Source organism: Romboutsia sp. 1001285H_161024_C4, assembly GCF_015550185.1.
Lineage (GTDB): Bacteria > Bacillota > Clostridia > Peptostreptococcales > Peptostreptococcaceae > Romboutsia_C > Romboutsia_C hominis.
On the sequence record NZ_JADNAJ010000002.1, the window covers coordinates 288,190 to 310,277 of the forward strand.

Annotated in this window: 21 protein-coding genes and 1 pseudogene; 20 read left to right on the forward strand and 2 right to left on the reverse strand. The window is 27.8% G+C overall.

Translation table 11 applies throughout. The features are described from left to right. Positions 1 to 7: 7 nt before the first annotated feature. From aroQ to ylqF, 15 genes are all read left to right on the forward strand, one after another. Positions 8 to 445: a type II 3-dehydroquinate dehydratase gene (gene aroQ, locus I1959_RS04900; RefSeq protein ID WP_092924512.1), complete on the forward strand. Its 438-nt coding sequence runs from the start codon at positions 8 to 10 to the stop codon at positions 443 to 445. 206 nt (positions 446 to 651) lie between these two features. Next, the gene (gene efp / locus I1959_RS04905) at positions 652 to 1,209 is read left to right on the forward strand and encodes an elongation factor P (protein WP_092924514.1); all 558 of its coding nucleotides are present in this window, start codon (positions 652 to 654) and stop codon (positions 1,207 to 1,209) included. Between the two features lie 89 nt (positions 1,210 to 1,298). Then, a complete protein-coding gene (locus I1959_RS04910) occupies positions 1,299 to 1,730 on the forward strand; it encodes a CD1247 N-terminal domain-containing protein (RefSeq protein WP_092924516.1) in 432 nt (143 codons plus the stop codon). A 194-nt stretch (positions 1,731 to 1,924) separates the two neighbouring features. After that, on the forward strand, positions 1,925 to 2,626 hold the full coding sequence (gene rnc, locus I1959_RS04915) for a ribonuclease III (RefSeq protein WP_092924518.1): 702 nt from the start codon (positions 1,925 to 1,927) through the stop codon (positions 2,624 to 2,626). Between the two features lie 13 nt (positions 2,627 to 2,639). After that, positions 2,640 to 3,710, forward strand: coding sequence for an elongator complex protein 3 (locus tag I1959_RS04920; protein ID WP_092924520.1), 1,071 nt, complete (start codon positions 2,640 to 2,642; stop codon positions 3,708 to 3,710). Positions 3,711 to 3,736: 26 nt separating this feature from the next. Continuing rightward, positions 3,737 to 7,291, forward strand: a complete 3,555-nt coding sequence (gene smc, locus I1959_RS04925) for a chromosome segregation protein SMC (protein ID WP_195237282.1) — start codon at positions 3,737 to 3,739, stop codon at positions 7,289 to 7,291. A gap of 36 nt (positions 7,292 to 7,327) precedes the next feature. Beyond that, positions 7,328 to 8,605: a signal recognition particle-docking protein FtsY gene (ftsY, locus tag I1959_RS04930; protein ID WP_195237284.1), complete on the forward strand. Its 1,278-nt coding sequence runs from the start codon at positions 7,328 to 7,330 to the stop codon at positions 8,603 to 8,605. 134 nt (positions 8,606 to 8,739) lie between these two features. Continuing rightward, a complete protein-coding gene (gene ylxM / locus I1959_RS04935) occupies positions 8,740 to 9,108 on the forward strand; it encodes a YlxM family DNA-binding protein (RefSeq protein ID WP_166505828.1) in 369 nt (122 codons plus the stop codon). Beyond that, the gene (gene ffh / locus I1959_RS04940; protein WP_166505827.1) at positions 9,105 to 10,457 is read left to right on the forward strand and encodes a signal recognition particle protein; all 1,353 of its coding nucleotides are present in this window, start codon (positions 9,105 to 9,107) and stop codon (positions 10,455 to 10,457) included. Before ylxM ends, ffh begins: the two co-directional genes overlap by 4 nt. 34 nt (positions 10,458 to 10,491) lie before the next feature. Then, positions 10,492 to 10,758, forward strand: a complete 267-nt coding sequence (gene rpsP / locus I1959_RS04945; RefSeq protein WP_071119726.1) for a 30S ribosomal protein S16 — start codon at positions 10,492 to 10,494, stop codon at positions 10,756 to 10,758. Between the two features lie 24 nt (positions 10,759 to 10,782). After that, entirely contained in the window at positions 10,783 to 11,010 is a 228-nt protein-coding gene (locus I1959_RS04950) for a KH domain-containing protein (protein ID WP_092924529.1), read from the forward strand. A gap of 126 nt (positions 11,011 to 11,136) precedes the next feature. Beyond that, positions 11,137 to 11,649: a ribosome maturation factor RimM gene (gene rimM / locus I1959_RS04955; RefSeq protein WP_330615164.1), complete on the forward strand. Its 513-nt coding sequence runs from the start codon at positions 11,137 to 11,139 to the stop codon at positions 11,647 to 11,649. Between the two features lie 8 nt (positions 11,650 to 11,657). Further along, positions 11,658 to 12,350 (forward strand): tRNA (guanosine(37)-N1)-methyltransferase TrmD, encoded by a 693-nt coding sequence (trmD, locus tag I1959_RS04960; RefSeq protein WP_092924531.1) that lies wholly within the window; start codon positions 11,658 to 11,660, stop codon positions 12,348 to 12,350. A gap of 99 nt (positions 12,351 to 12,449) precedes the next feature. Continuing rightward, entirely contained in the window at positions 12,450 to 12,794 is a 345-nt protein-coding gene (gene rplS, locus I1959_RS04965; protein WP_092924533.1) for a 50S ribosomal protein L19, read from the forward strand. Positions 12,795 to 13,132: 338 nt separating this feature from the next. Next, on the forward strand, positions 13,133 to 14,029 hold the full coding sequence (gene ylqF / locus I1959_RS04970) for a ribosome biogenesis GTPase YlqF (RefSeq protein WP_195237533.1): 897 nt from the start codon (positions 13,133 to 13,135) through the stop codon (positions 14,027 to 14,029). Between the two features lie 66 nt (positions 14,030 to 14,095). Here the strand turns inward: ylqF and I1959_RS15860 are convergent. Further along, positions 14,096 to 14,176: pseudogene (locus tag I1959_RS15860) on the reverse strand (hypothetical protein); the annotation flags it as partial. 141 nt (positions 14,177 to 14,317) lie between these two features. Beyond that, on the reverse strand, positions 14,318 to 14,440 hold the full coding sequence (locus I1959_RS15865) for a DUF1659 domain-containing protein (RefSeq protein ID WP_166506279.1): 123 nt from the start codon (positions 14,438 to 14,440) through the stop codon (positions 14,318 to 14,320). Between the two features lie 445 nt (positions 14,441 to 14,885). Here I1959_RS15865 and I1959_RS04985 point away from each other — a divergent pair, with 445 nt between their 5' ends. The 5 genes from I1959_RS04985 (at position 14,886) to I1959_RS05005 (ending at position 22,079) form a co-directional block, all read left to right on the forward strand. After that, positions 14,886 to 16,958, forward strand: coding sequence for a methyl-accepting chemotaxis protein (locus I1959_RS04985; protein ID WP_166505826.1), 2,073 nt, complete (start codon positions 14,886 to 14,888; stop codon positions 16,956 to 16,958). A gap of 584 nt (positions 16,959 to 17,542) precedes the next feature. Further along, complete coding sequence (locus I1959_RS04990) at positions 17,543 to 17,962, forward strand: MarR family winged helix-turn-helix transcriptional regulator (protein ID WP_243239998.1); 420 nt, start codon at positions 17,543 to 17,545, stop codon at positions 17,960 to 17,962. Between the two features lie 13 nt (positions 17,963 to 17,975). Then, positions 17,976 to 19,349, forward strand: a complete 1,374-nt coding sequence (locus I1959_RS04995) for an MATE family efflux transporter (RefSeq protein WP_092924537.1) — start codon at positions 17,976 to 17,978, stop codon at positions 19,347 to 19,349. Positions 19,350 to 19,828: 479 nt separating this feature from the next. Next, a complete protein-coding gene (gene brnQ, locus I1959_RS05000; protein WP_166505825.1) occupies positions 19,829 to 21,130 on the forward strand; it encodes a branched-chain amino acid transport system II carrier protein in 1,302 nt (433 codons plus the stop codon). Between the two features lie 181 nt (positions 21,131 to 21,311). Next, positions 21,312 to 22,079 carry a ribonuclease HII gene (locus tag I1959_RS05005; protein WP_092924541.1) on the forward strand — a complete coding sequence of 256 codons (768 nt, stop codon included), beginning with the start codon at positions 21,312 to 21,314 and terminating at the stop codon, positions 22,077 to 22,079. The last annotated feature ends 9 nt before the right edge of the window (positions 22,080 to 22,088 follow it).

Consider the following 22,088-nt stretch of genomic DNA (forward strand, 5'->3'; position numbering starts at 1 on the left):
GGTATTTATGAAATTTTTAGTAATTAATGGTCCAAATTTGAATATGTTAGGTAAAAGAGAAAAAGGAATTTATGGTGAAAGAACAATAGATGACTTAAAAGATTATATAAAAAAGGAATGTAAGATTATAGATGAAAATATAGTTGTAGATTTCTTTCAGAGTAATCATGAGGGAGATATAATTGACAAAATACACGAAGCTAACACTTTGTATGATGGAATCGTTATAAATCCTGGCGCTTTTACTCATTATAGCTATGCTATTTATGATGCGATAATGTCTGTACAATTAGATGTAGTTGAAGTTCATATATCTAATGTTCATAAAAGAGAAGAGTTTAGACAAAAAAGTGTGACAGCAAAAGCATGTATAGGACAAATATCAGGTTTTGGATTTGATAGTTATATATTAGGCATAAATGCACTTATAAAAAACAAGGGCTAAAAGTAGTTATAAACTTAATTTTTTTAATATAACTTGACAAGATTGCAAGAGTATATATAATTGAAAAAGGTATGGTGATAATATATACATATATAGATAAATACAATAGAAGTATTTGCCTAAGATTAAAAATAAACTTTTGATTATAATATATAATAAAAAGTATCACCACAAAATAATAAATTTATTTTTATGGAGGGACCAAAATGGTATCAGCAAGTGATTTTAGAAAAGGTGTAACATTTGAAAAAGACGGACAACCATGTTTAATAGTTGACTTCCAACACGTTAAACCAGGTAAAGGTGCAGCTTTCGTAAGAACTAAATATAGAAACTTAAAAACAGGAGCTATAAGAGAAGAAGCTTTCAACCCAAGTGATAAATTCCCTAAAGCTCATATAGAAACAAGACCAATGCAATACTTATACAATGATGGAGAATTATACTACTTCATGGATCAAGAAACATTTGATCAAATACCTTTAGATTATGTACAAGTTGAAGAAGCTATAAAATTCTTAAAAGAAAATGAGGTTGCTACAATAAGATTCTACCAAGGACAAGCTTTCCAAGTTGAAGCTCCTAACTTTGCAGAATTAGAAGTAACTGAAACTGAACCAGGAATAAAAGGAGACACAGCTAGTAACGTAACTAAGTCAGCTACAGTTGAAACTGGAGCTGTTGTTCAAGTTCCATTATTTATAAATGAAGGTGACAAGATAAAGATAGATACTAGAACTGGTGAATATTTATCAAGAGTTTAATAATTTATGTATAAAAAGCTTGTATATCTTAATAATAAAGATATACGGGCTTTTAATTTTATACTTACAAAAGAAGGAGAGGGTTACATATGAAATACCTATTTGAAGAAGTTGCATACCTAAAAGGATTAGCTGAAGGGATGGACATAAGCTCTGAAAGTAAAGAAGGAAAAATAATACATAAGATAATAGACGTTTTAGATAGTTTTGCAGATGCAATAGTTGAATTAGATGAAGAGCAAGCAGATTTAACTGAGTATGTTGAATCTATAGATGAAGATTTATGTGATATAGAAGATGATATATATAGTGATTCAGAAATAGACGAAGATGAAGAAGGGGACCTTAGCTTTATAGAAATGGAATGTCCAAATTGTAAAGACTTAGTAGAAGTAGATGAAGAACTTCTATATGATGATGAGGTTGATATCGTTTGTCCAAACTGTCAAGGAATAATACTATCAGCAGACGATGAAGATTGTATGTGTATTAATTGTTGCGATGATATAGATGAAAATTAGTTAGATTAATATAAGATTGCCTATGAGTTATTAGAATATCTCATAGGCTTTTCTTTTTAAAATATATTATAAGGAAACTATAAATTTAAAAATAAGTGTGAATATTAAAGTAGACAAGTAAATTTTTTATTTTGCAATACTTGTTGAAAAATAGTACACTATAATCTAGAGATAATTAACTCGGAGGTAATAAAATGAAGTTAAAAAAAGATATATTAAAGAATATAGATGAGTTTGAAAATATAATAGAATATAAATTTAAAAATAAAGAGTATATATTAGAAGCTTTAACTCATAGTTCGTACTCAAATGAAAATAAGGAATATGATTTTAATGAAAGACTTGAGTTTTTAGGAGACTCTGTCCTAAGTATAGTAGTAAGTGAATATTTATTTAAAAAAGAAAGAAATTTACCAGAAGGAGAATTAACAAAGTTAAGAGCAAATATAGTTTGTGAAGAATCTTTAAGTGAAGCAGCAAATGAGATAAATCTAGGAATATATATGTTGCTAGGAAAAGGAGAAGAAGCTACTGGTGGTAGATATAGAATGTCTATATTAGCAGATGCTTTTGAGGCTGTAATAGCTGCAATATACTTAGATGGAGGATTAGAACCAGCTAGAGTATTTATACTAAAATACATGGAAGGAATAATCTGTGATTCAAGAAAAGGTAAAATATTTAGAGATTATAAGACTCACCTTCAAGAAGTTTTACAAGGAAAAGGTGAAAGTAATATATGGTATAGATTAGTAGATGAAAAAGGACCAGATCATAATAAAAGATTTATAATGGAAGTTGGAATAAATGAAAGAGTCTTAGGTGTTGGAGAAGGAAAAAGTAAAAAAGAAGCAGAGCAAATAGCAGCTAAAAAAGCTCTACAAGTAACAATATAAAGGATGATGAAATATGAAAAGAAGAATAATACCTATATTTGTTCCTCACAGAGGATGTCCTCATGATTGTATATTTTGCAATCAAAAAAAGATAACAGGTGTTAGTACAGATATAACTAGCTCTGACGTAAGAAATATCGTAGAGGAATATCTAGAAACAATTGATAAAGATGCAATTGTGGAGATTGCTTTCTTTGGAGGAAGTTTTACTGCTATAGATGTTGATATACAAAGAAATTTATTATCTGTAGCTAAAGAGTATGTAGACAAAGGTTTAGTACAGGATATAAGAATGTCAACAAGACCAGACTGCATAAGTCAAGAAATATTAGATATGTTAAAAGAGTATAGTGTAAGTATAATAGAACTTGGAGTACAGTCTTTAGATGAAGATGTATTAAGAGATAGCATAAGGGGCCATAATGCAGAACAGGTATTTAAAAGTTCTAAATTAATAAAAGAAAATGGTATAAACCTAGGACTTCAGATGATGGTAGGTCTACCTTCAGATACAGAGGAAAAATGTATAAATACAGCTAAAAAGTTTATAGAACTTGACCCATACTGCGTAAGAATTTATCCTACTCTAGTTGTTAAAGAGACAGGTTTAGAAGATTTATTAAATAGAAAGCAATATAATTCATTTTCTTTAGAAGAAAGTGTTGATATTGTTAAAAAGCTTTTAGCTTTATTTTATGTCAATAATATAAATGTAATAAGAGTTGGACTCCAAGCTACTGATGATATACAAATAGGAAAAGCTGTAGTTGATGGTCCATATCATCCAGCCTTTAGAGAATTAGTAGAAGGGGCTATGATAAAAGATTATTTAGAAAGTATTGTTATAGAAAATAAAGCTACAAGTAAAATAGTAGTAAATACTAATAAAAAGAACATATCAAAAATAATAGGTAACAAAAAGACAAATACTAATTATTTAAAAGAAAAATTAAACATAATATTAAAAACAAAAGAAGCTAATATTGATTTAGATAGCTTAGAAATAGTAATAGATGATGAAAAAGTAATTAAAACTAGTTTTAAAGATATATATATAAAATTATGTAATATTTATAACCTTTAGTTTTATTATTGAAGGGAGAGACGAAGTTGTATTTAAAGAGGTTAGAATTGAAGGGATTTAAATCCTTTCCAACTAAAACAGATATATTATTTAATCAAGGGATAACTGCCATAGTAGGTCCAAATGGAAGTGGTAAAAGTAATATATCGGATGCTGTTAGATGGGTACTTGGAGAACAGAGTATAAAAAGTCTAAGAGGAGACAAATTAGAAGATGTAATATTTGCAGGAACTGATACTAAAAAAGCAATGAACTACTGTGAAGTTTCGTTAACTATAGATAATTCTGAAAATAAATTAAATATAGATTTTAGTGAAATAACTATAAAAAGAAGAGCTTATAGAAGTGGAGAAAGTGAATTCTTTTTAAATAATAAACCTTGCAGACTTAAAGATATAAAAGAATTACTTTTAGACACGGGTATAGGAAAAGATGGATACTCAATAATAGAACAAGGTAAAGTAGATGAAATACTTAGCAATAATCCTGTAAATAGAAGAAAAGTATTTGATGAAGCCTGTGGAATATCAAAGTTTAGATATAAAAAACAAGAAGCTGAGAGAAATTTAAAAAATACTAAGGAAAATTTAGAGAGAATAGAAGATATCTATATAGAAATAGAAAATCAGCTAAAACCACTATTTTCTCAACAGGAAAAAGCTAAAAAGTATATAGAACTTAATGATAAATTAAAGACTATAGAAGTAAATAGCTATATAAAAGAAATAGATTTACTAGAAAAAGATTTAAATGAAACGCTAAAACACAGTAAACTCTTAGAAGAACAAGCTATAGAAACTAACAACCAAAAGGTAAAGTTAGAAAATAACTTAAATGAAACATCTAAAGAAGTTGAAGATATAAGTGAGAATATAAATAAATCGATAGATTATATAAACAGTATAAAAAGTGTTATATCTCAGAAAGATGCTCAATTAAATCTTATAAATGAAAAAATTAAAAATTTAAATGAAAGTATATTAAAAAGTGAAAATGAGTTAAGTGAAATAGGAAATAAAATATCTTCTAATGAAAATTTAATTAAGGATTTAGAGATAAATAAGATAGAAAAAGAGAATACAATAAAGTCTCTAACTGAAGATATAGATTTATTGGATAAAAATAATTTAAGTAAAAAAGAAAGTATAGAAAAGGTAAATAGTGAAATAGAAGGTTTAAAAGATGGTATAATAAACCTTTTAAATAAAAAACAAGAATCTAGTAATAGATTATCAACACTTAGTGCCAATATGGAGAATATAAATTCTCGTGATAAATCTATAGACTTAGAGATTAGTGAAGTAAAAAGTGATTTAAATGAAAAATTCACAGAACTAAATGATATTAAATTAAATGTTAGTCAAAAAAATGCTGAATTAGAAAAACTAAAGCTAAAGGAATTGGAAAATAAAAATATTTTAGAAGAGCTTATAAATCATAGTAAAAAATTAGAAAAGCAAATTCAAGATGGTAACTATAGTATAAACAATTATAATTCTAAGCTTAACATTTATATAGACATGGAAAATCATAATGAAGGATTTAATAAAGGTGTAAAAGAAGTATTAAAAAATAAATCTTTAAAAGGTATACATGGAGCTTTAGGACAAGTTATCACAACTAGTGAGAAATACGAAAAAGCAATAGAATCTGCACTTGGTGCATACTTACAAAATATAATCACTAGTGATGAAAATAGTGCCAAGATAGCTATAAACTATTTAAAGAAAAATAATCTAGGTAGAGTAACATTCTTACCTCTAAATATAATAAAAGCAAATAAGATAAACCCAAGTACTATAAAAAGTAATACTAAATTTATAGGCATAGCTAGTGATTTATTATCTTATGATGAAAAGTATAAAAATATAATAGAAAATATACTGGGAAGGACTATCATAATAGATAATATAGATGAAGGTATAAAGTTTGCAAGAGAAACAGGGCATAGATATAAAGTTGTTACTTTAGATGGAGAAATATTAAATCCAGGAGGGTCATTAACTGGAGGAAGTTTCAAAAATAATACAAGTATATTATCTAGAAAAAGACTTATAAATGAATATTCTCAAAAACTTGAAGATGCTAAAAAAGAAACAAAAGAATTTATTAAACAAAAACAAGAAAAAGATAATAATATATCAACAAAGAAAAATGATATTTTAAAAATAGAGGAAGAAGTAAAAGAGTTAGAAAAAAATATTATAATAGAAAGTTCTAAATTAAATAGAGTAGAAGAAGAAATAAAAAATATAAATATAAGTATTAACAAACTACAAAATGAAAAAGATGGACTTATTTCGAATTTAAAATATACTAAAGATAAATTAGATATAGTTAAAATTGAAATAGAAAAAATGGACAAAGAGCATGAGGAAAATAAAGAAACTATAGAAAAACTAAGCTTAGAATTAAAAAAATCAAATGATTACTATGAAAAAGATAGAGAAAAGCATGATAATCTAAATCTAAAATTAGTTAAGGATAAGCAAGTTTTAGAATCTATATATGCAGATATTAAAAGAATAAAGAATGAAAATGAAGAACTAAGGCTTAAAAAAGGCAATATAGAAAAATCTATAGAAAATCAAAATATAGAAATATCTAAGCTTAGGGAAGAGACAGTAATAGAAGAAACAGAAAAAGTTAGCTTAAATAAACAATTAAGCGACAACAGTAGAAATTTAGAAAATAGAAAATTAGCAAAAGAAGATCTAAAGCAAAAACTAGAAGAACATAATAAAAATCTTAAAATCATAGATAGACAGTATATAGATTTAAAAGAAAGTTTATTTAAAGTAGAATCTAAAATAGATAGAATAAAAGTTTCTAAAGAAGATTATATAAACAACTTATTTGAAAAGTACGAGTTGACTGTAGCTGATGCTATGAATATAAAAGATACTAGTCTTGAAATCGATAAAAAGAAATTAGAATCTTTAAAAAGAGAAATAAGGAATTTAGGTAATGTTAATATAGATGCCATAAAAGAATATGAAGAAGTTAAAGAAAGATATGACTTCTATAGTGAACAAAAACAAGACCTAGAGCAATCGATAGAAGCTATAGAAAATCTTATAGAAGAACTTGAGAGCAATATGAAAACTGAGTTTAAAGTCAAGTTTAATGAAATAAATGATAACTTTAAAATGGTTTACAAAAGACTATTTGGTGGAGGACGAGGAGAACTTATAATATTAGATGAAAAGGACATATTAGAAAGTGATATAGAAATAGTAGCACAACCACCAGGAAAGAAAATGAAAAACCTAAATCTATTATCAGGTGGAGAAAAGGCACTTACAGCTATAAGTATATTATTTTCTATATTACTTGCAAAACCTACGCCGTTTTGTATATTAGATGAGATAGAAGCCCCATTAGATGATGCTAATATATTTAGATTTGGTGAATTTTTAAAAGAACTATCTCAAGACACTCAATTTATATCAGTTACACATAGAAGAGGGACTATGGAGGCATCAGATTACATATATGGTGTTACTATGCAGGAAAAAGCAATATCTAAAGTTCTTAGCTTAAAGCTAAATGAAGCAGAAAAAATGACTGATATAATATAAAAGGATTAGTTAAAATAACATTTAGGAGGAAGATAAGTGTTTAAGAAGTTATTTAATTTTGGAAAGAAAAAAGAAGAAAATAAAGAAGTTGAAGAGTTAGTAAGTGAAGAAAATTTAATTGAAGAAGATTTAAAAGAAGTAGATCTTACAGAAGAAGCTAGTAAAGTAAATGAAAAAGTAGATACAGAAGAAACTGAAGTTATAGAAGAAACTATAAAAGAAGATGAAGAAGATATAGAGAAAGAGATTAAAGAAGATACAAAAGATTTAGAAGAAGAATTTATTAAAGAAAAAATAGAAATAGTAAATGAAAGTAAAGAAACTAAAGATGAAGTTAAAGATGAATCTATTGAAGAAATAGAGGTAGTAGAAGAAGTACAGGAACAACCAAAAGAAAAGAAAGTTAATCTATTTAATAGATTAAAAGAAGGTTTAACTAAGGCTAAAAAAGGTATAACTGATAGAATAGATGATGTATTAAAATCATATACAAAAGTAGATGAGGAGTTATTAGAAGAATTAGAAGAAATTTTAATAACTGCTGATGTTGGTGTTAATACTACAATGAATATAATAGACAGCCTTAGAGATAAGATAAAGTCTAAAGGTATAACTGATCCTATGGATGTAAGAAATGAACTAAAGATAGTAGTGGAAGAATTATTAGGAGAAGAAAATCAAAAATTAGATGTTACTCATTCACCTACTATAATACTGATGGTTGGAGTAAATGGTGTTGGTAAAACAACTACTATAGGTAAATTAGCTAATAGATATAAATCAGAAGGTAAAAAAGTTTTACTTGCAGCTGGTGATACATTTAGAGCCGCAGCTATAGAACAATTAGAAGTATGGGCAAACAGAAGCAATGTAGATATAATAAAGCATCAAGAAGGAGCAGATCCAGGTGCAGTAATATTTGATGCAGTTAAAGCTGCAAAGGCTAGAAAAGTAGATTTATTAATATGTGATACAGCAGGAAGACTTCACAACAAAGCTAACCTTATGAATGAGTTAGGAAAAGTATTTAAAATAGTTGATAGAGAATTCCCGGAAGCTAAAAAAGAAGTATTATTAGTAGTAGATGCAACGACAGGTCAAAATGCAGTAGCACAAGCTAAGACATTTAAAGAAGTTGCTGATATAACAGGAATAGTATTAACTAAACTAGATGGTACTGCTAAGGGTGGTGTTGTCCTTGCAGTTAAGAGTGAGGTAGATGTACCTGTAAAACTTATAGGTGTAGGAGAAAAGGTAGAAGACTTACAAGATTTCGATGCAAAAGCATTTTCAGATGCATTATTTGGGAACTAAATTAGCAAAAATAAAATGTCAATAATAAAGCAAAAAATAAGCTAATTCTATATTGACAATACTTTATATATGATATAAAATACAATGTGTAAAGTAATTAACCTTTACAGTAATTTACTGGGAAGTGTAAAGAGATGAATATAGAAAAAATGGTTGAGATTGGATTGTTGTTTGAACAATACAAAGAACTACTTACTGATAAGCAGCGAGAAATAGTTTCACTTTACTATGAAGAAGACTATTCTCTAGGTGAAATTAGTGAAAATCTGAATGTATCAAGACAAGGAGTATATGATACTCTTAAGCGTTCAGAAAAAATACTAAAAGACTACGAGAGTAAATTAAATTTAGTTCATAAACATAAAGAACAAGAAAATTTTATAAAAAATATACAAGATAAAATTGTTGACATTAAACAAAATTTATTGCAAAATAGAGATTGTGCTAATTTAATCCCTAAGCTAGAAAATATAGAAGATGTATGTAGGGAGATGTTAAAATGATATTTGAAGGATTATCAGATAAATTGCAAGGTGCACTTGATAAATTAAAATCTAAAGGTAAATTAACCGAAAAAGACGTAAAAGATGCTATGAGAGAAGTTAAACTTGCTCTTTTAGAGGCGGACGTTAACTTTAAGGTTGTAAAAGATTTTATAAAGAAGGTGCAAGAAAGATGTGTTGGGCAAGAAGTTATGCAGAGTTTAACTCCGGCACAACATGTAATAAAAATAGTAAATGAAGAGCTTACAAGCCTAATGGGTGATGTAGCTAGTAAAATAGTAATATCTCCAAAACCACCAACTATAATAATGATGGTAGGTCTTCAAGGTGCAGGTAAAACAACTACATCTGGAAAACTTGGAGGATATTTCAAAAAACAAGGTAAGAAACCTTTACTTGTTGCCTGTGACGTTTATAGACCAGCGGCTATAAAGCAGTTACAAGTTGTTGGAGAAAAGTTAGATATACCAGTATTCAATATGGGTGATAAGGAAAGTCCAGTAAACATAGCAAAAGCAGGATTAAGTCATGCAATAAAAAATAACAATGACTTAGTTATAATAGATACAGCAGGTAGACTTCATATAGATGAAGCCTTAATGGATGAATTAAAATCTATAAAATCTGAAGTTAAACCTCATGAAATACTATTAGTAGTAGACTCAATGACAGGACAAGATGCAGTCAATGTTGCAGAAAGCTTCAATGAAACTCTTGGTGTAGATGGAGTAATACTAACAAAACTAGATGGAGACACTAGAGGTGGTGCTGCACTTTCAATAAGAGCCGTAACACAAAAACCTATAAAATTCATAGGTATGGGTGAAAAATTAGATGATTTAGAACCTTTCCATCCAGATAGAATGGCCTCAAGAATATTAGGTATGGGTGATATACTTAGCTTAATAGAAAAGGCACAAGAAAATATTGATTTAGATAAAGCTAAGGAATTAGAAGAAAAGATTAAAAAACAAGAACTTGATTTTGAAGATTTCTTAGAACAAATGGAGCAAATCCAAAATATGGGTCCTCTTGATAAAATATTAGGTATGATTCCAGGTATAGGGAATATAAAAGACCAACTTGGAGATGTAGATTTAAATGGTAAAGAAATGAAAAGAACTAAAGCCATTGTTCAATCTATGACAAAAGAAGAAAGAAAAGACCCAAGTTTGCTAAATGCTTCTAGAAAAAGAAGAATAGCTAAAGGTAGTGGAACTACTGTTCAAGATGTAAACAGACTTTTAAAACAATTCAATGAGATGAAGAAGATGATGAAGATGTTTACAGGCTCTCAAAAAAGTATGAAGAAAAGGGGCGGTTTTGCCGGACTTCCTTTCTTTAAATAAATAAGCAAAATAAAAATTTTCGGAGGTGACTGTAATGGCAGTTAAAATAAGATTAAAAAGAATGGGATCAAATAAAAAACCTTTCTACAGAATAGTAGTAGCAGATTCTAGATCTCCAAGAGATGGAAAATTCATAGAGGAAATAGGATACTACAACCCAGTTTCTCAACCAAAGCAAGTTAAAATAAACGATGAGAAAGCTGTTAAGTGGTTATCAAATGGTGCTCAACCAACTGACACTGTAAAAACTTTATTAGTTAACAACGGTGTTATGGAAAAGTTCGAAGCTTCTAAAAAATAATAAGCTTTATTAGGAGATGAGTATATGAAAGAGCTAGTGTTAGAGATAGCTAAAGCTCTAGTTGACAATCCTGAAGCTGTAATAGTTGAAGAAGTCAGACACAATGAGGAAATAACATTAAAACTAAAAGTTTCTCAGGATGACATGGGAAAAGTTATCGGAAAGCAAGGTAGAATAGCTAAGTCTATAAGGACTGTTGTAAAAGCCGTTGCTAACAAAGAGAATGTTAAAGTTTCTCTTGATATAGTTTAAAAGGATTAGGTATATACCTAATCCTTTTAATGTATTAAGAACTTATAGACTATAGTTTTATAGTGCATAATATATAATAAAATTATAGAAAGAACATATAAAATATTATCTTTAAGGAGAATGATAATGACACAAGTAACACATTTTAAAATAGGAAAAATAGTCAATACACAAGGGTTAAAAGGTGAAGTTAGAGTTTATAGTTATACTGATGATATAAATAGATTTGATGATTTAGAAGAATTTTACATAGGAAAAGACAGAGAAAATCCTTTAGAAGTTGAAAGGGTAAGATATAAAGGAAATATGGTAATAATGAAAATAAAAGGTATCGATAGAATAGAAGATGCAGAAAAATTAAGGGATAAATTTATATATGTATCTAGAGAAAATTCTAGAGAACTTGATGAAGATGAATTCTTTGTAGCTGATATGATAGGAATAGATGTAGAAACTGTTGATGGGCAATATGTAGGAAAATTAGCAGAAGTTTTACAATATGCTGCTAATGATGTATATGTTGTAAAAGATGAAAATAACAAAGAATACTTAATCCCAGCTGTTATGCAATTTGTACCTACTATAGATATTAATGAGAAGAAAATGATAATAAATCCTATAAAAGGTATGTTAGACTAGGTGATAAAATGAGATTTCATATAATGACATTATTTCCTGATATATTTAACTCTTATATGAGTGAAAGTATAATGAAAAGGGCTATTGAAAAAGGAAAAATAGAAGTATTTATATATAATATTAGAGATTTTTCAAATAGTAAGCACAAAAAAGTAGATGATTACCCATTTGGAGGGGGAGCAGGTATGGTTATGACTCCTCAACCTATATATGATACATATAAGCATATTATAGATACTCATGGTATAAATAATCCTAGAGTAATATATTTAACACCTAAAGGTAAAGTGCATAGCCAGTCTATAGCACAAGAATTTTCTACAGAAGAAGATATAATATTACTTTGTGGACATTATGAAGGCATAGATCAAAGAATTATAGACTTAATAGTAACAGATGAAATATCTATTGGAGATTATGTATTAACAGGAGGAGAGTTACCAGCTCTTATATTGATAGATTCTATATCAAGGTTAATACCAGGAGTACTAAGCCAAAATGAATCTTTTGAAGAAGAATCTTTCAAAGATAATTTATTAGAGTACCCTCATTATACTAGACCTAGAGAATTTATGGGGTTAGAAGTGCCGGATGTTTTATTATCTGGAAACCACAAAAATGTTGATAATTGGAGACATGAACAGTCTATAAAAATAACTAAAGAAAGAAGACCAGACTTGTACAAAAAAGCTTGTAAATAAGTTTAAAGTATAGTATAATTTTAAATGTTGAAAAAAACGGGCATTCCTCTGTTACGTTGGTCAGTAATTAAGAATGTCTATGATATCAGGAGGAAAAAAATGAACGAAATATTAAGATCATTAGAGCAAGAGCAATTAAAGAAAGAAGTTCCTAACTTTGGACCTGGGGACACAGTAAGAGTACACGTTAGAATAGTTGAAGGTAAAAGAGAAAGAATACAAGTATTCGAAGGTGTAGTATTAAAGAGACAAGGTGGAGGAATAAAAGAAACTTTCACTGTTAGAAAAATATCTTTCAACGTTGGTGTAGAAAGAACTTTCCCAGTTCACACTCCAAGAATAGAAAAGATAGAAGTAACTAGAAAAGGTAAAGTAAGAAGAGCTAAGTTAAACTACTTAAGAGGTAGAGTAGGTAAAGCTGCTAAGATAAAAGAAGCTAGATAATTAAACTTTACTATAGATAAAAAGGACTGATTTACAGTCCTTTTTTTATATATAAAATCTTATTATACAAGGAACTATAGAAACATCTATAGATTTTTCACATGAAGTTTATGCTTATTATTAATCAAACATTAGGAAGTATGCAGAAATATAATATGCTAGTTTTTTCTCTATATATAAAGAGGTTTAAAAAATATACGTTATAGTTATAATAGAAGTAATGTAGCATCAAATATTAAACAAGCAAATAAAAAAATATTATGGTATAATAGATAAGTTGAAATAAAATGAGCGAATTAATATAAAAAGGAGTGATAATCATGGCAAGAGGAGATAAAATGAGAACCGATTATGATGAATATCTAAGAGATGATAATTTACATATAAACTGGTATCCAGGACACATGAAAAAGACTAAGGACTTAGTTAGAGATAATTTAAAATTAGTAGATGTTGTAGTAGAACTTTTAGATGCTAGAATACCATTTAGTAGTAAAAATCCAGATATAGACAAACTTGCAGGAAATAAACCAAGAGTTGTTATATTAAATAAAAGTGACTTAGCAGATAGAGCAAAGCTTGATAGATGGATAAAATACTATAAAGAAAAAGGTATAAAAGCTATACCAATAGATACTATTAAAGGTATGGGTCTTAATAAATTAATAGATGAGTGTAAAAATGTAACTAAAGATAAGATGGATGCATTAAAAGAAAAAGGTAGAAAAGAAAGACCTATAAGAATAATGATAGTTGGAGTACCAAACGTAGGTAAATCGTCTATAATAAATAAATTAACAGGTAGAAAAAGTACAGTAACAGGAGATAAGCCAGGTGTTACTAAAGGTAAACAGTGGGTAAGATTAAAAGGAAACCTAGAATTATTAGATACACCAGGTATACTTTGGCCTAAATTTGAAGATCAAGATGTAGCCCTTAATTTAGCGTTTTGTAGAGCAATAAAAGATGAAATACTAGATGTTGATACACTTGCTTTAAGACTTATAGGAAAGCTTATGGAGATAGAGCCAGAAAAATTAAAAGCTAGATATAAGCTGGGGGAACTAGGTAATAGTGATATAGAAACTATGGATATGATAGGACGTAAAAGAGGATTTGTAACAGGAAGAAAAGAGTTAGATTATACTCGTATAGCAACTACTGTATTAAATGAGTTTAGAGATGGTAAAATAGGAAAAATAACTTTAGAGGTTCCAGAAGATATAAAAAATTAAGGTTCTGTTAGAAAATTTTGTAATTAACATACTTAACTAAAACAAGGTAGAGCAAAAGCTCTACCTTTATTTTATGTCTAATATATTTTTAGAAACTATTATAGACATAGCTGTTTCTATTTCTTTTTCTGTCAAATCTACTTTAGGCTCATCTACTGATCCATTTTACTTGATGTAATTTTAAAACTCATTAAAAATTTCTTTTTAATTTCCATAAAATTATTCTCTATAAATTTAAATTATACAAAATGAGCGAAGTGAATTTTTATTAGGATAATATTGAATTATCTATTTTAATACTTCTAATAATTTAAAGTTTTGAAGTGATGATAATACCACTCCTACTGTATGTACACCATCATTGAGCACATCTGGGTTTATATTTGAATAAGTTTTATTTTTTACTATTATCTTACATGTTTCTTAATTTTTATACAATCAAATCTTAGTTTTAATTTTAATGAATTTTTAGTTACTGTTACTACCATATTTGTTTCTCACTTTAAGTTTTACTTATAAGCTGTTATTTATACTTATATAGTACTAGGGACGTTGTACATGTAATTATAAGGTATGTTTTAAAATTTTGTAGTAGGAATAGTTATTAATAAGTCTAAATAAATCATAGAAATGTCCGTATTATTAATCATAATATGGAAATTATATTATGATATTTAGCACAAAACAAAATCAACAAATCTTAAATGATTTAATGAGGGCAAATTTTAATATGGAAGGTTTGAGGTGAATAAATTATTTGGAATGAGTATATTTAAAATCTAATGATTTATAATGCAGGGTTATTTAATGAAAAGAATGTATGAAAATAAGTGTGATAAGAGGAGGAAGGCAATTAATGGAAACTAAATTATGGCATAAGATAAAAGGTAAAAGTAAAAGCAAAAGTATAAAAACTCAACTAACTTTGATAATAGTAAGTTTTTCAGTTATAAGTTGTTTACTTTTAGGTACTGTTACAAGTTACTTAAATTATAAGAGTGCTAATAGTGTATTATCAAAAACCATAGTAGAAACTACTAAGCAAGCAGCACAAACTGCAACTCAAAAAATTACAAATATAAAAAATGCAACGATTCAAACAGGTATTATTAAGGAAATTTCAGACCCAAAAGTAAGTAAGGAAGAAAAAGAAAGTATTATAGATAGACAAGAAAAATTATATGGAATGAAAGTGGGTCAAATAATAGATACAAATGGAAAAGATATTTTTAGTGGAAACGATTACTCTGACAGAGATTACTTTAAAGCTTCTATAAATGGTAAAGCATATTTAGGTAGTCCAGTTCTTAGTAAGGTAACAGGAGAGAATATACTAGTAGTTTCAGCACCTATTTGGGAAAATGGAGTAGAAAATAGTAAAGTTGTGGGAGTTGTAACTTTTGATTTAGATAAAGATTATTTAAATGATATAGTTAGAGGCATAGATATAAGTGAAAATAGTTATGCTTATCTTGTAGACAATCAAGGAACTACAATTGCTCATAGAGATGCAAGTTTAGTTAATGCAAAAAATACTATAAAAGAAGCAGAAAGTAATGAAAGTCTAAAACCTTTTGCACAAGCAGATGAAAAGCTTATCTCAGGAGAAACAGGATTTTCTGATGCAAATTTAAATGGTGAAGATTGGATTTTAGGATATGCCCCAGTAAAAAATAGTAATGGATGGGGTATGGGTATAATGGTAAACAAAAGTGATTTCCTTGGTGAGATGTATAAATCAATCATATATACAGGAATATTGACTGTAGTAGTTACAGTTTTAGCTATATTTGTGGCTATAAGATTCTCTAAAAAAATAGGAAATCCATTAAAAGAATGTAGTGAAAGATTAAATAAGTTAGCTCAAGGAGATCTAAATTCAGAGGTCCCAGTTATAGATGAAGACAATGAGATCGGTCTAGTAGCAGATGCTACATATAAAATAGTTAAAGATTTTAGAAGTATGATAAATGCTTTAACATATATATTAACAGAAGTTAGTGATGGCAATTTAGATATTCATGCAGATAGCGAAGAATACAAAAGTCTATTTGTAAAAGACTTTGAGCCTATATTAATAGCTTTAAATAAAATAGTATATGATTTAAATAACACTTTAATACAAATAAATGAAGCTGGCGAACAAGTAGCAGTTAGTTCTTATCAATTATCAGAAGGAGCACAAGTACTTTCTCAAGGTACTACAGAACAAGCAAGCTCAATTGAAGAACTTTCAGCAACTATAAATGAAGTTTCATCACAAATAAAAGAAACAGCAGAACATGCATTAAGAGCAAAAGATATATCTCTAGAAGCAAGTAAGGCAACAGATAAAAGTAAAGAACAAATGAAAGAAATGATTACTGCAATGGATGATATAAATACTACATCAAATGAAATAGGAAATATAATTAAAAATATTGATGATATAGCATTCCAAACAAATATATTAGCACTTAATGCAGCCGTAGAAGCAGCACGTGCTGGAGAAGCTGGTAAAGGATTTGCTGTAGTTGCAGATGAAGTTAGAAATCTTGCTGCTAAATCTGCACAAAGTGCAAAAGATACAGCAGAATTAATTGAAAAATCACTTAAAGCTATAGAAAAGGGGACTATAATAGTTTCAGATACTGCTAAATCTCTTGAAGCAGTAGTTGAAGGCGCTAAAAATTCAGCAAATGTTATACAGTATATAGCAGATGTAAGTAATGAACAAGCTAATCATATAAGTCAAGTAAATGTTGGTGTTGAACAAATATCTGTAGTTGTACAAACTAACTCAGCAACTGCTGAAGAAAGTGCTGCTGCAAGTGAGGAATTATCTGCACAAGCTCAAATGTTAAAGGAACTTATAGGTAAGTTTAATTTAAAAGATGAAGAAAATAAGTACTTTGACGGAAAAATATCATTTAGTGATGAACAATTTTAATCAACCAATAATAGGATATTAATATTTTATACAATATAAAATATAAGCGTAAAATATTTACGTATATAAAAAGTTGCTCCCTTAAATTTAAAGGAGCAACTTTTTATTTTAATTAGGCTATATTAAAGAATTTTGTGATAATTTAGCATAAAAATAACTATAAATAGCAGTATTTATAATTAATAGTTTATCTTAGTAATATATTTAAAATTCTTAATGTATTAACTAAGATATTTGATGAAGAACCTAATTGTTTTTAGACCAATCACTATTATTTATTTTTTGCGTTTTCTTGATAGTATCTATTTCTTTTATGAAAAATTCCATTAAGGTTATATATTTATTTTTACAGTTTTTGTTCACATGTATATATTGACATTTCGGGATTTGTATCCTTTAAAAAAACTACTTTCTATGAAATATAGTTGGTGTTTGTATTACAACATGTTTTGAGCTTAAGTGATTTAATTAAAGTTAAAAAATTATATAATAAAATAGTTGCAATAACAACTAAAATGAGATATACTAATATAGTTGTCTATGCAACTACTCTAAAATATGTGTTATATTTAGGTGGTGATTTTTTGGGTAAAAAACGAGAACATATAGGTAGATATATATCTCAAATATATAGAAAAGGTAATTCATTTATATCAAAGGGATTAAATGAATTAGGAATAGGTTCTGGGCAAGTTATGTTTTTATTAGAACTTTATAGACAGGATGGTAGAAATCAGGAAGAACTATCAGATGTGTTAAATATAGATAAAGGAACAACTGCAAGAGCGATAAAGAAGCTAGAAGAACAAGGATTTTTAATAAGAGAAAAGAACATAGATGATAAAAGAGCATATAAGGTATATTTAACAGATAAAAGCAAAGACTTAAAAAATGATATTTATACAATAATGTCTAGTTGGGAAGAAGTTATAACGTCTAATTTAGACAAAGAAGAATCAGAAAATATGATTATATTATTGAAAAAAATATGTAGTGCAATATAAAGGAGGGAAAATTATGAAAAATGAACAAATACTAGGAACAGAGTCCATTGGTAAATTATTACTAAAATATTCAGTTCCAGCTATTATAGGTATGATGGTAAATGCACTTTATAATGTAGTAGATAGAATATTTATAGGTAATATACCAGGTGTTGGACCATTAGCTATAACTGGTGTTGGAGTATGTCTTCCTATAATGACTATAATGTTAGCTTTTGCAATGTTGGTAGGTATAGGAGCTACTACTAATATATCTATAAAATTAGGTCAAGGAAAAAAAGAAGATGCAGAAAAGATTATAGGAAATAGCATAACTTTATCAATAATAATAGGGTTATTAATAAGTGTATTTGGTATAGTATTTGGAGATCAAATACTTAGAATATTTGGTGCAAGTAGTAGTACAATTGGTTATGCGAAATCATATATATATATAATTTTAGGTGGTACTATATTTAATGTACTAGCGTATACATTAAACAATACCATCAGAGGTGATGGAAATCCAAAACTTGCAGCATTAATAATGATAGTAGGATGTATGACAAATATAGTTTTAGACGCAGTATTAATATTTGGATTTAAATTAGGTATACAAGGAGCAGCTATTGCGACAGTAACATCTCAAATAGTAACTGCTTTATGGGGTCTTATGTATTATGCAAGAGGTAAATCTAATCTAAAGTTTCATAAGTCTAGTTTAAAGCTAGATAAACATTTAGTTGAAATAATATTTGCTATAGGGTCAGCACCTTTTGCCATGCAGCTTGCTACAAGTCTAGTTCAAGTTATATCAAATAATGCTTTAAAAATTTATGGGGGAGATTTAGCTATAGGTGCTATGGCTACAATATCGTCTATATCAATGATATTCTTAATGCCAATATTTGGTCTTAACCAAGGTGCCCAACCTATAATAGGATTTAATTTTGGTGCAAGAAAATATAAAAGAGCAAATAAAGCTTTCAAGATATCTGCATTAATATCTATAGTTATATTAACTGCAGGATGGATATTAATACAAACTATACCAGATGTTATAGTAGGAATGTTTAATAAAGATCCTAAGCTTATGGAAGTATCAATTAATGGAGCTAAAATATATCTATTAATGATACCTATAATAGGAATATCTATAACAGGATCAAACTATATACAATCTATAGGTAAGGCTAAAATAGCAATGTTCTTAAGTTTACTTAGACAATTTATATTACTTATGCCTATGATTATGATTCTTCCAAAATTCTTTGGATTAGATGGGGTTTGGTATGCTCAACCAGTAGCAGATTTTCTAGCAACTGCAATAACAGCATTTGTTTTATATAGAGAATTAAAAGCAGAAAAAGAAGATGAAAAAGTACACAAACAAGAAGCTGTAATTTAATGAAAAAGCATAGATAATTATCTATGCTTTTTTTACATTCTTTTAGATATTTTTATACAAAATAATAAAAAAATTTAGAAATATAAAATAACGCTCAAACTATTGAAAATAGTAAGAAAACGTTATTAAAATATAATTGTAAAAAATAGAATAGTTAGAAAAATAACAAAAATGAATTGACAGTATTAAACCATATATTGTAAAATTTAAATAAGATTAAAAAATATACTGAAAATATTGAAAAAGGTAATAAAAAATATGAAATAGGGAAAGATATTTGTAGAAAAATGATACAATATAAAGCGAAAATGAAAATATACAGAATATTTAAAAAAGTTAGTATATTTTTAATATTGTTGACGTTTTGAAAATAAAGATGTTATACTTAATTCGAAATATTAAATAATTTATTAATATAAAAATAATTTAATATTTAAACTTATCTATGTAAATTCGAAGGAATTTAAGGGGGCGTTAATATGAACAAAACAACTAAAGATGTAGTAGTTGTAGGATTTGCACTATTTGCCATGTTCTTTGGAGCAGGGAACCTAATATTTCCTCCATATTTAGGAGTAATATCAGGATCTAGTTGGCTAATAGGATTTGTAGCATTTATACTAGCCGATGTAGGACTTGCATTACTTGCAGTAACAGCATCAGCAAAGTGTAATGGAGAAGTAAGTAAAATTCTGGGAAGATCAGGAAAAACATTAGCAATAATTTTAGGTTCAGCTATAATGATATGTCTTGGACCATTATTAGCAATACCAAGAACAGCAGCAACAACTTTCGAAATGGGAGTTCACCCTTTATTTAATGGATTTAATCCGGTATTATTCTCAGTAATATTCTTTGCTATTACATTTGTACTAACTATAAAGCCATCAAAAGTTGTAGACATAATAGGCCAGTTTTTAACACCAGCATTATTAGTAGCTTTAGGTGTTTTAATAGTTAAAGGGATAATATCTCCATTAGGCGAAATAAATCCAAGTCCTATGATTGATGGAGTATTTGCCGAAGGAGTTAAGCAAGGATATCAAACAATGGATGCGTTAGGTGCAGTAGCACTTTCAACTGTTGTAATAAGATCTCTTGTAAATAAAGGATATACAGAAGAAAATCAAAAAGTTAAGTTAACATTAAAAGCAGGAATGGTTGCAGCTTTAGGTCTATGTTTAGTATATGGAGGACTAACATATCTTGGAGCTACAGTTTCTAAAATATATGGAGTAGATGTATCTCAAACATCTTTAATAGTAGAGATGACTGCATCTTTACTTGGACAACCAGGAAAAATAATACTAGCACTTATAGTAGGTTTAGCATGTTTAACGACAGCTATAGGTCTTACATCAGCTACTGCTCAATACTTTGAAAAAATAACTAATGGAAGATTAAAGTATGAAGTTATAGTTACAGTAGTTTGTATATTTAGTGCAATAGTTTCAAATTTTGGAGTAAGTACAATAATACAATTCTCAGCTCCAATATTAGATATGATATACCCAGCGACAGTTGTATTAGTTATAATGACAATATTCGGTAAAAGAATTAAAAATGATAATGCATTCAAAGGTGCCACATATGCTGCATTACTTATAAGTGTATTAACTGTTGCTAATTCAATGGGAATATCAATACCACTTGTAACAAAATTACCTTTTGCACCACTAGGATTTAACTGGATAGTTCCAGTATTAATAGGATCATTAGTAGGTAACTTTATACCAACATCTAAAGATTTATCAAGTGCTGATATTAATAGAGTTGGATAAAATAAAAAATCGTTGGTTTAATTACCAACGATTTTTTATTTTATAAATTTATAAGGTATAAATATATAAACAATGAACTATATTATAGTTTATCAAATATATGTTAATATATTAATAGAAGGAAATAAAAATATATATTTATATATAAATAGACAATATAAAGTAATCCAAGGAGAAATTTATGAAAGATAAAAGTGTAAAAGAAATTAAAGAAATAATAGAAAATATAAGTACTGATGAATATTTGAAATATATAGAAATTTTGAAAATAGATGAGAGAAAATCAGTTCAAAGTTTAGCTGTAAAAATGGCTAAAAAATTAGATGCTATAAGAAGAGAAGAAGAGAGATTAGAAAAGATAAACGAATTTGAAAATGAAGGTTATGAAAAAGGATATATATATATAGGTGGTATAGATGAAGCAGGACGTGGTCCATTAGCAGGGCCTGTGGTAGCTAGTGTTGTAGTATTTAAACAAGGAACTAAGATAGAAGGAATAAATGATTCTAAGAAGCTAAGTGAAGCTAAAAGAGAAGAACTATTTGATATAATAAAGGAAGAAGCCCTAGATTATGGTATAGGAATAGTAAATAATGAAGAAATAGATAAATTCAATATATTAAATGCAACTTATATGGCTATGAAAAAAGCCTTAAACTGCTTGAAGAAAAGTCCAGACTATCTATTAATAGATGCAGCTACTATACCAGGAGTAGATATTGTTCAAAATCCTATAATAAAAGGGGATTCAAAATCTATATCAATAGCTGCAGCAAGTATATTAGCAAAGGTTACAAGGGACAATTTAATGTATCAGTATGATGAGATGTATCCTGAATATGGATTTAAAGGCCATAAGGGATATGGAACTAAAGAACATTACGAAGCTATAGAAAAGCATGGTATAACTCCTATACATAGAAAGAGTTTCTTAAAAAATGTGCTATAATTAATACAA

Bases quoted from the DNA above. Each gene is read 5' to 3' on its own strand.
- aroQ (WP_092924512.1), top strand. From the start codon at position 8: ATGAAATTTTTAGTAATTAATGGTCCAAATTTGAATATGTTAGGTAAA.
- efp (WP_092924514.1), top strand. From the start codon at position 652: ATGGTATCAGCAAGTGATTTTAGAAAAGGTGTAACATTTGAAAAAGAC.
- I1959_RS04910 (WP_092924516.1), top strand. From the start codon at position 1,299: ATGAAATACCTATTTGAAGAAGTTGCATACCTAAAAGGATTAGCTGAA.
- rnc (WP_092924518.1), top strand. From the start codon at position 1,925: ATGAAGTTAAAAAAAGATATATTAAAGAATATAGATGAGTTTGAAAAT.
- I1959_RS04920 (WP_092924520.1), top strand. From the start codon at position 2,640: ATGAAAAGAAGAATAATACCTATATTTGTTCCTCACAGAGGATGTCCT.
- ylxM (WP_166505828.1), top strand. From the start codon at position 8,740: ATGAATATAGAAAAAATGGTTGAGATTGGATTGTTGTTTGAACAATAC.
- ffh (WP_166505827.1), top strand. From the start codon at position 9,105: ATGATATTTGAAGGATTATCAGATAAATTGCAAGGTGCACTTGATAAA.
- rpsP (WP_071119726.1), top strand. From the start codon at position 10,492: ATGGCAGTTAAAATAAGATTAAAAAGAATGGGATCAAATAAAAAACCT.
- I1959_RS04950 (WP_092924529.1), top strand. From the start codon at position 10,783: ATGAAAGAGCTAGTGTTAGAGATAGCTAAAGCTCTAGTTGACAATCCT.
- rimM (WP_330615164.1), top strand. From the start codon at position 11,137: ATGACACAAGTAACACATTTTAAAATAGGAAAAATAGTCAATACACAA.
- trmD (WP_092924531.1), top strand. From the start codon at position 11,658: ATGAGATTTCATATAATGACATTATTTCCTGATATATTTAACTCTTAT.
- rplS (WP_092924533.1), top strand. From the start codon at position 12,450: ATGAACGAAATATTAAGATCATTAGAGCAAGAGCAATTAAAGAAAGAA.
- ylqF (WP_195237533.1), top strand. From the start codon at position 13,133: ATGAGAACCGATTATGATGAATATCTAAGAGATGATAATTTACATATA.
- I1959_RS04985 (WP_166505826.1), top strand. From the start codon at position 14,886: ATGGAAACTAAATTATGGCATAAGATAAAAGGTAAAAGTAAAAGCAAA.
- I1959_RS04995 (WP_092924537.1), top strand. From the start codon at position 17,976: ATGAAAAATGAACAAATACTAGGAACAGAGTCCATTGGTAAATTATTA.
- brnQ (WP_166505825.1), top strand. From the start codon at position 19,829: ATGAACAAAACAACTAAAGATGTAGTAGTTGTAGGATTTGCACTATTT.
- I1959_RS05005 (WP_092924541.1), top strand. From the start codon at position 21,312: ATGAAAGATAAAAGTGTAAAAGAAATTAAAGAAATAATAGAAAATATA.